The 13,178-nt window shown below is 69.6% G+C and carries 13 protein-coding genes; 6 read left to right on the forward strand and 7 right to left on the reverse strand.

Annotation, left to right across the window (positions count from 1 at the left end; all coding sequences use genetic code 11):
• Positions 1–22 precede the first annotated feature (22 nt).
• Complete coding sequence (locus DQP57_RS05140; RefSeq protein WP_112631962.1) at positions 23–913, forward strand: class II glutamine amidotransferase; 891 nt, start codon at positions 23–25, stop codon at positions 911–913.
• A gap of 23 nt (positions 914–936) precedes the next feature.
• Positions 937–1,806: a patatin-like phospholipase family protein gene (locus tag DQP57_RS05145; RefSeq protein WP_112631963.1), complete on the forward strand. Its 870-nt coding sequence runs from the start codon at positions 937–939 to the stop codon at positions 1,804–1,806.
• A 33-nt stretch (positions 1,807–1,839) separates the two neighbouring features.
• On the opposite strand, the gene DQP57_RS05150 is transcribed toward DQP57_RS05145, so the two are convergent.
• Positions 1,840–2,910 (reverse strand): patatin-like phospholipase family protein, encoded by a 1,071-nt coding sequence (locus DQP57_RS05150; protein ID WP_205869043.1) that lies wholly within the window; start codon positions 2,908–2,910, stop codon positions 1,840–1,842.
• Positions 2,911–3,022: 112 nt separating this feature from the next.
• Positions 3,023–3,466, reverse strand: a complete 444-nt coding sequence (gene lpqV / locus DQP57_RS05155; RefSeq protein WP_165821750.1) for a lipoprotein LpqV — start codon at positions 3,464–3,466, stop codon at positions 3,023–3,025.
• A 115-nt stretch (positions 3,467–3,581) separates the two neighbouring features.
• On the opposite strand from lpqV, the gene DQP57_RS05160 reads away from it, so the two are divergent.
• Together DQP57_RS05160 and DQP57_RS05165 are read left to right on the forward strand one after the other, a co-directional pair.
• Positions 3,582–4,193: a cysteine dioxygenase gene (locus DQP57_RS05160; RefSeq protein WP_112631965.1), complete on the forward strand. Its 612-nt coding sequence runs from the start codon at positions 3,582–3,584 to the stop codon at positions 4,191–4,193.
• Complete coding sequence (locus DQP57_RS05165) at positions 4,190–4,627, forward strand: rhodanese-like domain-containing protein (protein ID WP_112631966.1); 438 nt, start codon at positions 4,190–4,192, stop codon at positions 4,625–4,627. Before DQP57_RS05160 ends, DQP57_RS05165 begins: the two co-directional genes overlap by 4 nt.
• On the opposite strand, the gene DQP57_RS05170 is transcribed toward DQP57_RS05165, so the two are convergent.
• Genes DQP57_RS05170 through DQP57_RS05180 form a run of 3 tightly spaced genes read right to left on the reverse strand, consistent with a single transcriptional unit; the run spans position 4,624 to position 8,269 of the window.
• Positions 4,624–6,414 (reverse strand): alpha/beta hydrolase, encoded by a 1,791-nt coding sequence (locus DQP57_RS05170; protein ID WP_112631967.1) that lies wholly within the window; start codon positions 6,412–6,414, stop codon positions 4,624–4,626. The two genes, DQP57_RS05165 and DQP57_RS05170, sit on opposite strands and share 4 nt — an antisense overlap.
• Before the next feature lie 9 nt (positions 6,415–6,423).
• Entirely contained in the window at positions 6,424–7,206 is a 783-nt protein-coding gene (locus DQP57_RS05175; RefSeq protein WP_112631968.1) for an enoyl-CoA hydratase, read from the reverse strand.
• Between the two features lie 13 nt (positions 7,207–7,219).
• Positions 7,220–8,269, reverse strand: a complete 1,050-nt coding sequence (locus tag DQP57_RS05180) for an enoyl-CoA hydratase/isomerase family protein (protein ID WP_112631969.1) — start codon at positions 8,267–8,269, stop codon at positions 7,220–7,222.
• A gap of 227 nt (positions 8,270–8,496) precedes the next feature.
• On the opposite strand from DQP57_RS05180, the gene DQP57_RS05185 reads away from it, so the two are divergent.
• On the forward strand, positions 8,497–9,348 hold the full coding sequence (locus DQP57_RS05185; RefSeq protein WP_112631970.1) for a Bax inhibitor-1/YccA family protein: 852 nt from the start codon (positions 8,497–8,499) through the stop codon (positions 9,346–9,348).
• 208 nt (positions 9,349–9,556) lie between these two features.
• On the opposite strand, the gene DQP57_RS05190 is transcribed toward DQP57_RS05185, so the two are convergent.
• Both DQP57_RS05190 and DQP57_RS05195 read right to left on the reverse strand, forming a co-directional pair.
• Positions 9,557–10,774, reverse strand: coding sequence for an acetyl-CoA C-acetyltransferase (locus DQP57_RS05190; protein ID WP_112631971.1), 1,218 nt, complete (start codon positions 10,772–10,774; stop codon positions 9,557–9,559).
• A gap of 90 nt (positions 10,775–10,864) precedes the next feature.
• On the reverse strand, positions 10,865–11,827 hold the full coding sequence (locus tag DQP57_RS05195; RefSeq protein WP_112632006.1) for an SGNH/GDSL hydrolase family protein: 963 nt from the start codon (positions 11,825–11,827) through the stop codon (positions 10,865–10,867).
• A gap of 242 nt (positions 11,828–12,069) precedes the next feature.
• On the opposite strand from DQP57_RS05195, the gene DQP57_RS05200 reads away from it, so the two are divergent.
• The gene (locus DQP57_RS05200; RefSeq protein WP_112631972.1) at positions 12,070–13,137 is read left to right on the forward strand and encodes an alpha/beta hydrolase fold domain-containing protein; all 1,068 of its coding nucleotides are present in this window, start codon (positions 12,070–12,072) and stop codon (positions 13,135–13,137) included.
• Positions 13,138–13,178 lie beyond the last annotated feature (41 nt).

Genomic DNA, 13,178 nt, shown 5'->3' on the forward strand with positions numbered 1-13,178 from the left:
GCGACCGCTACCGTGGGAAGCCATGTGCCGACTCTTTGGCCTGCATGCCGGGACCCACGCGTGCACCGCGACCTTCTGGCTGCTGGACGCCCCGGACAGCCTGGCCCAACAGAGCAGGAGAAATCCGGACGGCACCGGCCTGGGCGTCTTCGATGAACACGGCCGGCCGCACCTGTACAAGGAGCCGATAGCGGCCTGGCAGGACGCCGCATTCGCGACCGAGGCACACCGGATGACCGGCACGACCGTCATCGCCCACGTCCGCTACGCGACCACCGGCTCGCTCGACATCCACAACACCCACCCGTTCCTGCAGGACGGGCGGATCTTCGCGCACAATGGGGTCCTCGAGGGATTGGACATCCTCGACGGGCGGTTGCGCGAGGTCGGCACCGACGACCTGGTGCTGGGCGACACCGACTCCGAGCGGGTGTTCGCGTTGATCACCGCCGCGATCCGGGCGCGCGACGGCGACATCACCGCCGGCCTCACCGACGCCATGCGCTGGCTCGCCGAGCACGTCCCGATCTACGCGGTCAACGTGCTGCTGAGCACGGCCACCGACATGTGGGCGCTGCGCTATCCGGAAACCCATCAGCTCTATATTTTGGATCGATCCGACGACGCGGCTTCGCGCGACCCCGAATTCGACTTGTGCACCAAGCGGATTCACGCCCGATCGGAGCATCTGTGTGAGCGGTCGTCGGTGGTGTTCGCCACCGAGGTGATGGACGACGAGCCGCGCTGGCGGCTGCTGCCGGCGGGTGAACTCTTCCATGTCGATGCCGGCCTGCAGGTCCACCGCAGCATGATCCTGCCGGATCCGCCCAGGCATCTGCTGCGTCGCGAGGACCTGAGCTCGCCGGTGGAGGAGTCGCAGCACGCGCTGCCGAACACCCGGCAGTTGGCCTGATCCGTGCTGGCAAGCTGAACACCGTGACAACTAAACGCGCCCTGGTGCTGGCCGGTGGGGGGATAGCGGGAATCGCTTGGGAGACAGGGGTTCTGCGGGGCATCGCCGACGAGTCGCCGGCGGTGGCCCGGCTGTTGATCGAGTCGGACGTGCTGGTGGGCACCTCGGCGGGCTCCGCGGTGGCCGCGCAGCTCGGCAGCGGCCACACCCTGGGCGAGCTGTTCGACCGGCAGGTCGCCGAATCGTCGGCCGAGATCGATTCCGGGGTCGACGTCGAGGCCATCACCGAACTGTTCCTGACGGTCCTGGGCGAGCCGTATGAGGAGTCGCTGGACAAGACGCGCCAGCAGATGCAGCGCATCGGGGCCGTCGCGCTGGCGACGAAAACCGTTCCCGCGCCGGTACGCCGGGACGTGATCGCACACCGCCTGCCGTCGCACGACTGGCCGGACCGCGACGTGCGGCTCACCGCGATCGACGTGGCCACCGGAGAGTTGACCGTGTTCGACCGCGCCTCCGGTGTCGATCTGGTCGATGCGGTGGCGGCCAGCTGCGCGGTGCCCGGGGCGTGGCCGCCGGTGACGATCGGCGACCGCCGCTTCATGGACGGCGGCGTCGCCAGCTCGGTCAACCTGGTGGTCGCCGCCGACTGCGACACGGCGGTGGTGTTGGTGCCCTCCGGCGTCGACGCGCCGGCGCCGTTCGGCGCGGGGCCGGCCGCCGAAATCTCGGCGTTCCCCGGCGCGGCCTTCGCCGTGTTCGCCGACGCCCCGTCGCTGGCCGCCTTCGGCCCCAACGCCTTGGACCCGGACTGCCGCATCCCGTCGGCGGTGGCCGGCCGCGAGCAGGGCCGCCGCGAAGCCGCGGCCCTCGCCCGCTTCCTGAACGTGTGAGCGGGCCTGGCGCACAAGGGAATTCAGATCCGCTCAGCGCTCGATCGCGGGTGGGACGTCCCGGTCGTCGTCGACGTCCAGCGCGTCGAGCGCCTCGTTCGCCAGCGCCCGCCCGGTGGCGATCACCTCCACGGCGCGGTGAAATTCCAGGGCCCGGCAGGTCGAGCGCGGAACCTCGATGAGCAGGTCGGGCGGGTAGACCGCCAGGGTGTGACGCGCCAGCGCGGCCTGGGCGATGTCGATGGTGCGGTTCATCACCTCGAAGCTGCCCAGCTTCGGCACGTCGAATCCCCCGCCGGATAGTTCCTCCGCGTCGTCGTCGGTGGCGGGCCGCTCGTCGTCGGGGGTGTCCGACCAGCCGTCGGGCTCGCCGCTCGGCCCGTCGAGTCGGCTCAGCACCGCCCGCGCCGTCGGCCGATCGAGCAGCGAACGCGCGGCGGCCGTGTCCAGCAGTGCGGAGGTGCTGCGCACCATGCGGGTCAACCACTCGACGGTGGCGCCCGGCTCGGGCTCGCGGTTGCCGATCGTCTCGCTGCCGGACAGGCTCACCGCGATGGTCAGATCGGCGTTCACCGCGGCGAGCGGCGCCATCGGCAGCGGATCCAGGATGCCGCCGTCGGCGAGCAGCCGCCCGTCGACCGCGTGGGGGGCGATCACGCCGGGGATGGCGATGGACGCGCGGATCGCCTCGTCGAGGGGGCCGCGCTGAAACCACACGGTCTTGCCCGCCAAGAGGTCCGTCGCCACCGCGGTGTACGGGATGGCCAGGTCCTCGATGGCGACCGGGCCCAGGATGTCGCGCACCGCGTCCAAGATCTTGCCGGCCCGCATCACGCCGGCCGCGCTGATCGACGGGTCCAGCAGCCGCAGGATGGTGCGCTGGGTCAGCGACTTCGCCCAGTCGGCGAACTCGTCGAGCCGCCCGGCCGCCTGCAGGCCGCCGACCAGCGCACCCATCGACGAGCCGGACACGCCGACCACCTCGTAGCCGCGCGCCGCCAGGGCCTCGATCACGCCGATGTGGGCGTAGCCGCGGGCGCCACCGCTGCCCAGGGCGAGTGCCACCCGGGTCGGCTCTGGGCGACGCGAGACTTCGTCAGGCACCCCTACATTTTGCGCGGCGGCGGGCGGTCGGGGGTCGTCCAGGGGGGCGCGGGCACTTTTTTCACCCGTGATCCCAATTACGCGCCGGGGTGAAAATCCCCGTGGGGCGGAGCTACCCGCATTCGTCGTTGGCGGCCGCCCGCGCGGCCACGATCACGGCGGCCTGGCGGGCCGGGGTCAACTTCGACCACGGGGCGTTCCAGCTGCCCGCGGTGCCCGCGGGGGACGCCTGAACCATCGACAAATAGGGCTCGAACAGCGACGCGCCCGTCTTGGGCTGGGCGTCCATCCACTCTTTCGCGGCGTGACAGGCCTGGTAGTACTGCTCTTCGGTCGAGTCCGCGGGTACGTCGACCCTGGTCGTCACGCCGGCGGGGGACAGGCCGACGGAGCCCGGCGGCGGCGACCCGGGGCCGTTGGGGATGCCGGATTGCCGCGCCGACGAGGATCCGGGGGCCCCGGTGTGGGCGCCGTGCGAGCACGCCGTCACCGCCAGCGCGGCGGCCGCGGCAACAACCGCGCGCCGCCGCCGGGACCGATCACCGCACGAGCGCACGGTCTCAATCTATGCAACACTTGCTGCCGTGATGGAGCGCTTCGGATTTTGCGAGTGTTGTCGGCCGTAACACGCCGCCGCTTGTCCTTTTCCGTTTTCGCCCTGGAGTCCCCTGATGTCTGTGCCCGTAGCCACCGAGGCTGCCCTGCGCCCGCGAACCCTGTCCGCCCCGTCCGCCGGCCCGACCCGGCTGCGCGTGCCCGATCTGCTCTACGCCACCGACCGGGCCGCCGATGACGTGCTCAGCGGGCGCTGCGACCACCTGCTACCCGAGGGGGGCATCCCCCAGTCGAGGCGCTGGTTCACCCGCGTCCACGGCGACGAGGAACTCGACGTCTGGCTGATCAGCTGGGTGCCCGGGGAGCCGACCGAACTGCACGACCACGGCGGGTCGCTGGGGGCCCTGACGGTGCTTTCCGGATCGTTGAACGAATACCGTTGGGACGGAAGGGCTTTGCGGCGTCGTCGGCTCGACGCAGGCGATCAGGCCGGATTCCCGTTGGGCTGGGTGCACGACGTGGTCTGGGCGCCCCGGCCCGTGCCGGCGCCCATCACGCTGCCGGGCGCGGGGGTGCCGGGCGGTGGTGCCGCGACGGTGCAGCCGACGTTGAGCGTGCACGCCTACTCGCCGCCCCTGACCGCGATGTCGTACTACGAGATCACCGACCGCAAGACGTTGCGCCGCGACCGTACCGAACTGACCGACCAGCCGGAAGGCACGCCATGAGCCGCATCGACGTCGTCCTCAGATCCGCCCGGCGCCGGTTTCGGCGGCTGCCCGCCACCGAAGTGCCCGACGCGGTGCGCCGCGGCGCGGTGCTGGTCGACATCCGGCCGCAGGCCCAGCGCTTCCGCGAGGGCGAGGTGCCGGGGGCGCTGGTGATCGAACGCAACGTGCTGGAGTGGCGCTGCGATCCCACCAGCGAGGCCAGGCTGCCCGAGGCCGTCGGCGACGACGTCGAATGGGTGATCCTGTGTTCGGAGGGCTACACGTCGAGCCTGGCGGCGGCCGCGCTGCTGGACATCGGCCTGCACCGGGCCACCGACGTCATCGGCGGCTACCACGCGCTGGCCGGCGCCGGCGTGCTGAGCGAACTGGCGGGGGGCCGGGTCGATCCGGTGTTCGCGGACACCGGGTCGGCCGCCCGCCGCTGGATCTAGGTCGTCTCGTCGGAGTGCAGCAGCGGGCGCAGTTTGGCGGTCTTGTCGGGGGTCCAGCCGGGCGGTGACAGCACGGCGGCCCAGCCGTCGGCGACGTCGGCGACGTAGCGGTGGCCGTGGCCGTCGGGGACGTCCACCGCCACGGCCATGTCGGCCGACACCTGCAGGAAGGTGACGACCGGAATCCAGCGCGTCTGCGGCAGCACGTCATAGCCGCGCGGTTCGCGCAGCCAGTCGGGCTTGCTGAACAACAGGTCGGGCGTCCACCACGCGATGGGATCCGAGGCGTGCTGCAAGTACACCACCCGCGGGTGATCCCACGGCGCGTTCGGACGCGTCAAATCCTTTGCGCGAGCGGCGAATCGGACGTACCTGCCGTCCTGGTAGATCGGCAACCACTCCGGCGACCCGCCATCGCGCGTCGACGTCAGATCGGTCCAGATGGTGTTCTTGAACGTCGGCCCGCTGAACAGCGCGCCGTCGGTGCGCGCCAGCACATTGTTCAGGCTCAGGAACGGCGCCTCGCCGCCGAACGATCCCAGGCTCTCGCCGAACACCACCAGCTTGGGCCGCTGGCCCTCGGGCAGTTGGCGGATCAGCTTGTCGATGGCCTCGAAGAGCGCCTGTCCGGCGTGCCGGGCGTTCTCCTTGTCCACCAGGAACGACAGCCAGCTCGGCAGGAACGAATACTGCATGCTCACGATCGCCGTGTTGCCGTTGTACATGTATTCCAGCGCCGAGGCCTCCGCCTCGTTGATCCAGCCGGTGCCGGTGGTGGTGCCCACCGCGACGACCGCGCGCCGCAATCCGCCGGTGCGCTGCAGCTCCCGTGCCGCGAGCTCGGCGGCCGCCGTGATGCCCTTCGATGAGTCCAAACCGGCGTAGGCGCGGATGGGCTCGGTCGCCGGGGCTCCGTTGAAGGAGGCGAGCTGCTCGACGGACGGGCCGCCCTCGACGAAGATGCGGCCCTCACGGCCCAGCGACTCCCACGACACCAGGGACTGCGGGCCACCGGATCGCAGCGGGGTTTTCGGGGGAGCGGTGTCGGGATTGAGCTCCTCGTTGGCCGAGGCGAAGGTGTGGTTCATGGTGCGCATGGCGAACTTGAGCACCACGCCGTTGAGCAGCGTGATGGTCAGGACCACCAGGGTGACGACCACGATGGTCGCCGACAGCCGAAACGGCGCGAACCGGTCCACCTGGCCCACCAGGACTCTGACCAGCCAACGGGTGAATTGACCCAGCTCGACCACCGCGAACAACACCACCAGCGAAAGCACCCCGGCCAGCGGGTAGTCGTACCACTGCAAGTGCGTCACGCCCATCAGGTCGCGCACGTCGTCCTGCCAGACGTGGAACCAGATCGCCATGAGGACCTGACCGACCACGCCGATCGGGATCAGCACCTTCCACGCCCAGCGCGGCGGCGGCGGGCTGTGGTCCTTCTCGCGCATGAACCGCACCAGCCAGACCGAGAAGACGCCCAGGCCATAGCCGATGGCGCCGGAGAGCCCGCTGACCAGCCCCTGGAACAGGGGGCCGCGCGGCAGCAGCGACGGCGTGAGCGAAAGCCAGATGAAGAGCAGGCCCACGGTGGTGCCGGTGAACGTGTAATGCCGTACCCACCAAGGCTTTTCCGTCCACGGCAGGGTGGGCGTGGCGCGGCCGGGTCGCGGTGCGGGTACCGGTGCCGGTGCGGCGACCGGCTCGGCTCCCGCGGACTCCTCGACGTCGCCGGCCGGGAGGCGACCTGCCTCGGTGTTGGTCGCGGAAACCCGTTCGCTCATGTAAGCGTCCTAGCGGTGGGTGAAGTTCGGCGGGCGCTTCTCGACGAAGGCCGCCATCCCTTCGGACTGGTCCTGCGTCGCGAAAGTCGAGTGAAACAGCCTGCGTTCGTAGAGAAGTCCCTCGGCCAGGGTCGACTCGAATGCGCGGTTGACGGCCTCTTTGGCCATCCTGGACGCCGACCGCGACATCTGCGAGATGGTGGTCGCGACGGCCTTGGCCTCGGTCAGCAGGTCGTCGGCCGGCACCACCCGCGAAACCAGGCCGCTGCGTTCGGCTTCCTCGGCGCCGATGGTGCGGCCGGTCAAAATCAGGTCCATCGCCTTGGCCTTGCCGATGGCGCGGGTCAGCCGCTGCGAGCCGCCCATGCCGGGCAGCACACCGAGTTTGATCTCGGGCTGGCCGAATTTCGCTGTGTCGGCGGCGATCAGCACGTCGCACATCATGGCGAGCTCGCAGCCACCGCCCAGCGCGTGGCCGGCGACCGCGGCGATCGTGGGGGTGCGGACGGCGGCGAGCTTGCTCCACGGGGCGAAGAAGTCGGCGCCGAAGGCGTCGGCGAACGACAGTTCGGACATCTCCTTGATGTCGGCGCCGGCGGCGAACGCCTTGGCCGACCCGGTGATGATGATCGCCCCGATGCCGGGATCGGCGTCGAAATCGGCTGCCGCGCTGGTGACTTCGTTCATCACCTGGGTGTTGAGCGCGTTGAGGGCCTTCGGCCGGTTCAGGGTGATGATGCCGACGCGGTCCTCGCGCTCGACGAGGATGGTCTCGTAGGTTGGCTCTGTCATCCAAACCGCCTTTCTAGAAACTCAAGTCGTCGTCGACCGGCGCGAAATACGCCTCGACGTCGGCCGCGGTGACGTCGGGCAGCTCCGCCGGCGACCACTTCGGATTGCGATCTTTGTCGATCAGCTGTGCGCGGATGCCCTCCACCAGATCGTGCGAGCGCAGCGACGCCGACGACACCCGATAGTCCTGCACCAGAACGTCTTTGAGTGTTTCGAGGTTGGCCGCGCGCCGCACCGCCTCCAGCGTCACCGACAGCGCAATCGGGGAGCGGGTGGCGATCAGCTTGGCGGCGTCTTGAGCAGGTCCAGCGCCCGGGCCCGCCCCGTGTCCGCGAAGCGCGGCGACGATGTCCGCGACGGTGTCGCCGGAGAAGCATTCGTCGATCCAAGCGCGTTGCGCCGCAAGCTCGCTGGGCGGTGGCTCGACGGTGTATTTGTCGAGCGCCCGCTCGACGCCGTCGGTAACCACCGCACGGCGGAACGCCTCGACGTCACCATGGGGGACGTAGTGGTCGGCGAAGCCCATGGCGATGGCGTCGGCTCCGGAGAACGGCGCCCCGGTCAGCGCGGCGTGCAGGCCCAGCCCGCCGGGCGCGCGGGATAGCAGGTAGACGCCGCCGACGTCGGGGATGAACCCGATGCCGACCTCGGGCATGGCGATCTTGGAGGTATCGGTGACCACGCGGGTGTTCGCGTGCGCGCTGACGCCCACGCCGCCACCCATCACGATGCCGTCCATCAACGCGACGTAGGGCTTGGCGAACTCGGCGATCTGGGCGTTGAGCAGATACTCGTCGCGCCAGAAGCGTCGCGCCTCGACCCCGTCCTTGCGCGCGCTGTGGTAGATGGACACCACGTCGCCGCCGGCGCACAGCCCGCGTTCACCGGCGCCCGATAGCACCACCGCGCGCACCGCGTCGTCGTCGGACCAGCCGCGGAGGGTGGCGGTCAGCGCGTCCACCATCTGCTGGTTCAGCGAGTTGATCGCCTTGGGCCGGTTGAGCGTGATCAAGCCGACGCTTCCCTCGACTTCGGTCAGCACCTCATCGGATCCGTCGGTCAACGCCCTCGCCTCCCTCGGGCCGGTCCTGGCCGGTCCAGCCTCGAGGAAGAAATCTAGATCGTCGCGACCGGCACGGTACCCGCGGGTAAGGGTTATGTTTAACGCGACGACAACGGCGGAGACGATATACACCCCGAAAACGCCCAGGTCCGCTGGGAACCAGGGCTCGACGCCGATCGTTGAGATTGTGTTCGCACAGCTCGAAGCCAATTAGAGAGGATCCGACGGTGCGGGAGACAAGCAACCCGGTATTTCGTTCGCTGCCTAAGCAGAGGGGCGGATACGCACAATTCGGCACGGCCGCGCCCCCAATGCAGGGCTACGGGGCCGACCCCTACGCGGCTCCCTACGCGGCCCCGTATCAGGAGGCCAAAGCTTCGCGTCCGCTGACCATCGACGACGTCGTCACCAAGACCGGCATCACGCTGGCGGTGCTGGCGATCTCCGCCGTGGTCTCCTACTTCCTGGTCGCCCGCGACGTGGCGCTGGCCATGCCGCTGGCCCTGATCGGCGGGTTGGGCGGCCTGGTCCTCGTCCTGGTGGCCACCTTCGGCCGCAAGCAGGACAACCCGGGCATCGTGCTGAGCTACGCCGTGCTCGAGGGCCTGGTGCTGGGCGCCATCTCGTTCGTCTTCGCCAACTTCTCGGTGTCCAACGCCAACGCCGGGGCGCTGATCGGTGAGGCGGTGCTGGGCACCTTCGGGGTGTTCTTCGGCATGCTCGTCGTCTACAAGACCGGGGCCATCCGGGTGACGCCCAAGTTCACCCGCATGTTGGTCGCCGCGATGTTCGGCGTGCTGGCCTTGATGCTCGGCAACTTCGTGCTGGCGATGTTCCACGTCAACGGCGGCACCGGCCTGGGCTTGCGCAGCGGCGGCACGGTGGCCATCATCTTCTCGCTGGTGTGCATCGCGATCGCGGCGTTCAGCTTCCTGATCGACTTCGATGCCGCCGACCAGATGGTCCGCGCCGGCGCGCCCGAGAAGGCGGCATGGGGCATCGCCCTGGGCCTGACCGTGACGCTGGTGTGGCTGTACATCGAGATCCTGCGTCTGCTCAGTTATCTGCAGAACGACTAGCTCTCGTCAACGAAAAGACCGGCACGCCGCGTGGCGTGCCGGTCTTTTCGTGTGCGCTGAAGGCGTTGAGTGTGCGCTGAAGGCGTTGAGTGTGCGCTGAAGTCGTGTTGTGTGCGCCGGCGGCGGCCCGCTCGGCGTGTCGCCGCCCAGGCTTCACACCCAATGCCCAGGCCGCACACTCGATGCGGCGGGCCGCCGGCCGAGCGGCCTAGCTCAGCCGCTCGATCACCATCGCCATGCCCTGGCCGCCGCCGACGCACATGGTCTCCAGACCGAACGTCTTGTCGTGCGTCTGCAGGTTGTTGAGCAGCGTGGTGGTGATGCGTGCGCCGGTCATGCCGAACGGGTGGCCCAGCGCGATCGCCCCACCGGACACGTTCAGCTTGTCCTCGTCGATGCCCAGCTCGCGCGCCGAACCCAGCACCTGGACGGCGAAGGCCTCGTTGATCTCGAACAGGTCGATGTCGCTGACCGACAGGTTGGCGCGCGCCAGCGCCGTCTTGGTCGCCTCGATCGGGCCCAGCCCCATGATCTCGGGCGACAGGCCGCTGACCCCGGTGGACACGATGCGCGCCAGCGGCGTCAGGCCCAGTTCCTTGGCCTTGGTGTCGCTGGTGATCACCACCGCGGCGGCGCCGTCGTTGAGCGGGCACGCGTTGCCGGCGGTCACCGTGCCGTTGGGCCGGAACACGGGCTTGAGCTGGCTGATCTTCTCGTAGGTGGTGCCGGGGCGCGGGCCGTCGTCGGTGCTCACGGTGGTGCCGTCGGGCAGGCTCACCGGGGTGATCTCCCGCTCGAAGAACCCGCTCTTGATCGCTTCCTCGGCGCGGTTCTGGCTGCGCACGCCCCAGTGGTCCTGGTCTTCGCGGCTGATGCCGGTCAGCAGCGCGACGTTCTCGGCCGTCTGCCCCATCGCGATGTACACGTCGGGCACGTTGCCGTCGGCGCGGGGATCGTGCCATTCGTCGGCGCCCTCGGCCGCCGCGGCCGACCTCTCCTGCGCTTCGCCGAACAGCGAGTTCTTGGTGTCCGGCCAGGAGTCGGCGCTGCCCTTGGCGAAGCGGGACACGGTCTCGACCCCCGCGGAGATGAACGCGTCGCCCTCGCCGGCCTTGATGGCGTGGAAGGCCATCCGGGAGGTCTGCAGCGACGACGAGCAGTACCGGTTGACGGTGGTGCCCGGCAGGAAGTCGTAGCCGAGTTCGACGGCGATGACCCGCGCCAGGTTGTATCCGGATTCGCCGGCGGGCTGGCCACAGCCCAGGATCAGGTCGTCGATCTGGTGCGGGTTCAGCGCGGGCACCTTGTCGAGCGCGGCGCGCACGATCTGGACGGTCAGGTCGTCGGGGCGCATGTTGACCAGCGACCCCTTCATCGCGCGGCCGATCGGCGAGCGAGCAGTTGAGACAATGACGGCTTCAGGCATGGTGGTTCCCTTCAGATCCCTGCAGATCCCACAGATGGGGCTGGCTCGCTTGGCGGCGGGCGTGGTTCGCTCCGACCGGCGAGAACAAATCTAGTCGCTGCCGACCTCGGGGCACGAAGACGGGGCAGGACCGGGGGTGGGACGCCGCCACAGCCGCGACATGACGCTGCTGCGGGTGTGCCGCTGACCGAGCACCGGCGTCGCCGCGAGCACCGGCGGGCTCAGCGGTGGACGCTCCACCTTCTCGCCCAGCGCGTCGCACAGCGCGAGCAGCAGCGCGTCGGCCGCCAGTGCATAGGCGGGTGCCGACGGGTGGTAGCCGTCGGCGGAGAACATGGCGTCGGGCGTCGCGCGGAACTGCGGCGCCATCAGCTGCGCCAACGGCACCGGCACGCCGCCGGCCGACCGGACCGCCGCGGTCTGGGCGCGGGCGAGCTGCAGGCAACGCTCGTGCGCCAGCGACCGCAGCGGCTGGGGAATGGCGCTGATGAATCCGAGGTCCGGGCAGGTGCCGACGATCACCACGGCACCGCGGGCGCGCAGCTTGCGCACGGTCAGCGCCAGCCGCTGCGCCGACTGGCTGATGCCGTTGAGCGCGGTCACGTCGTTGGCGCCGACCATGATCACCGCGATGTCCGGCGGTGGACCGGCCACGAACATGGCGTCGACCTGACCGCACACCCCCTTGGACGTGGCGCCCACAATCGCCTTGGTGCTCAACCGGATTCGCTTGCCGGTCTGCTCGGCCAGGCCCCGGGCGATGCGCACCCCGGGCACTTCGTCGGCGCTCATGCAGCCGTAGCCCGCGGCGGTCGAGTCACCGAAGATCATCAGGTGCGAGTCGACCGCCATGCCGCGGTGCCACCGCTGCACGGGGCCACCGCCGCGCTCGTACACCCCGTCCGCGCGCGGCGGGATGTCCCATGCCTTCGGAATGATCGTGCGCGCGTGAGTGGCCTGGCCGACCAACAGACTGCGTGCCCCCAGGTAGGCGGTTCCTGTTGAGGCCAGCGCGCCCGCTGTGGCCAGGGCGATCGCCGAACGGCGTGGCACCCGCATGGTCACGCAATCGATTTTAGAGCCGCTGCGACGTTCGCGCGGGCGGCTGGAAAACGAACTGATCACGGTGCGAAGCAAAACTGGTATCAAATCAGCAATTTCCTACGTTGTACTAAGCAACCGCTGTCAAGCTGATGACAAGGGATGGCTGAGCGCCTTGGCAAACGGCTGAACCACACGCTCGGTCGCCTCGTCACATGCTGTATCGCACTACAACGGCGTAGGAAGTGTTGAGCATGACCGCACCTAGCAAGGAATCGGGGTCGTCGGCAAATACCGTTCGGCCACATGATGTCCTCAGAGCCCGCCGCGCCCAGGCGCGCAAGTTCGCCATCAGCGACGGCGCACCGGTCGAGGTCCTGGAATCCGGGCCCAGTGTGGCCGCGCGGCTGGCCAACCTCACCTCGCGGCTGACCATCCGGCCCATCCTGTCCGTCGGCAGCCACGTCCCCAACCTGCCGTGGCCCTGGGGTCTGATCGACCTCACGGCCCGGGTGCTGATCCCGGCGTCGGCCACCGTCCGCGAGACCATCAAGCTGCCCCACGCGTCGGCGCAGCTGGTGCGCGCGCCCGGGGTGCTGCCCGCCGACGGTAGCCGCCGCGTGATCGTCTACCTGCATGGCGGCGCGTTCCTGACCTGCGGGGCGAACTCCCACGGCCGGCTCGTCGAAACCCTGTCCAAGTTCGCCGACTCGCCCATCCTGGTGGTCAACTACCGTCTGCTGCCGAAGAATTCGGTCGGGATGGCGCTCGACGACTGCCACGACGCATACCGATGGCTGCGGCAGCGCGGATACCAGCCCGACCAGATCGTGCTGGCCGGCGACTCTGCCGGCGGCTACCTCGCGCTCACGCTGGCCCAACGCCTGCAGGAGGAGGGCGAGGATCCCGCGGCGCTGGTGGCGATCTCGCCCCTGCTGCAGCTGGCCAAGGAACCCAAGCAGGCCCACCCCAACATCGAGACCGATGCCATGTTCACGGCCGGGGCGTTCGACGCGCTCGGCCAGCTGGTGGCCACGGCCGCCGGCAAGAACATCGTCGACGGCAAGCCCGAAGAGATCTACGAGCCGCTCGACCACATCAAGCCGGGCCTGCCCCGCACGCTCATCCACGTGTCGGGCTCCGAGGTGCTGTTGCACGACGCGCTCCTGGCGGCGAGCCGGCTCGCCGCGGTGGGCGTGCCGGCCGAGGTGCGGGTATGGCCCGGCCAGGTCCACGACTTCCAGCTGGCCGCCCCGATGGTGCCCGAGGCCATGCGCTCGCTGCGCCAGATCGGCGACTACATCCGTGAGGCCACGGAGTAGACGCCGCACAGCGGGTTGTGCGGCGTCCGAATCCGCCTGAG

This window comes from Mycobacterium colombiense (assembly GCF_003284935.1).
GTDB classification, from domain to species: Bacteria; Actinomycetota; Actinomycetes; order Mycobacteriales; family Mycobacteriaceae; genus Mycobacterium; species Mycobacterium arosiense_A.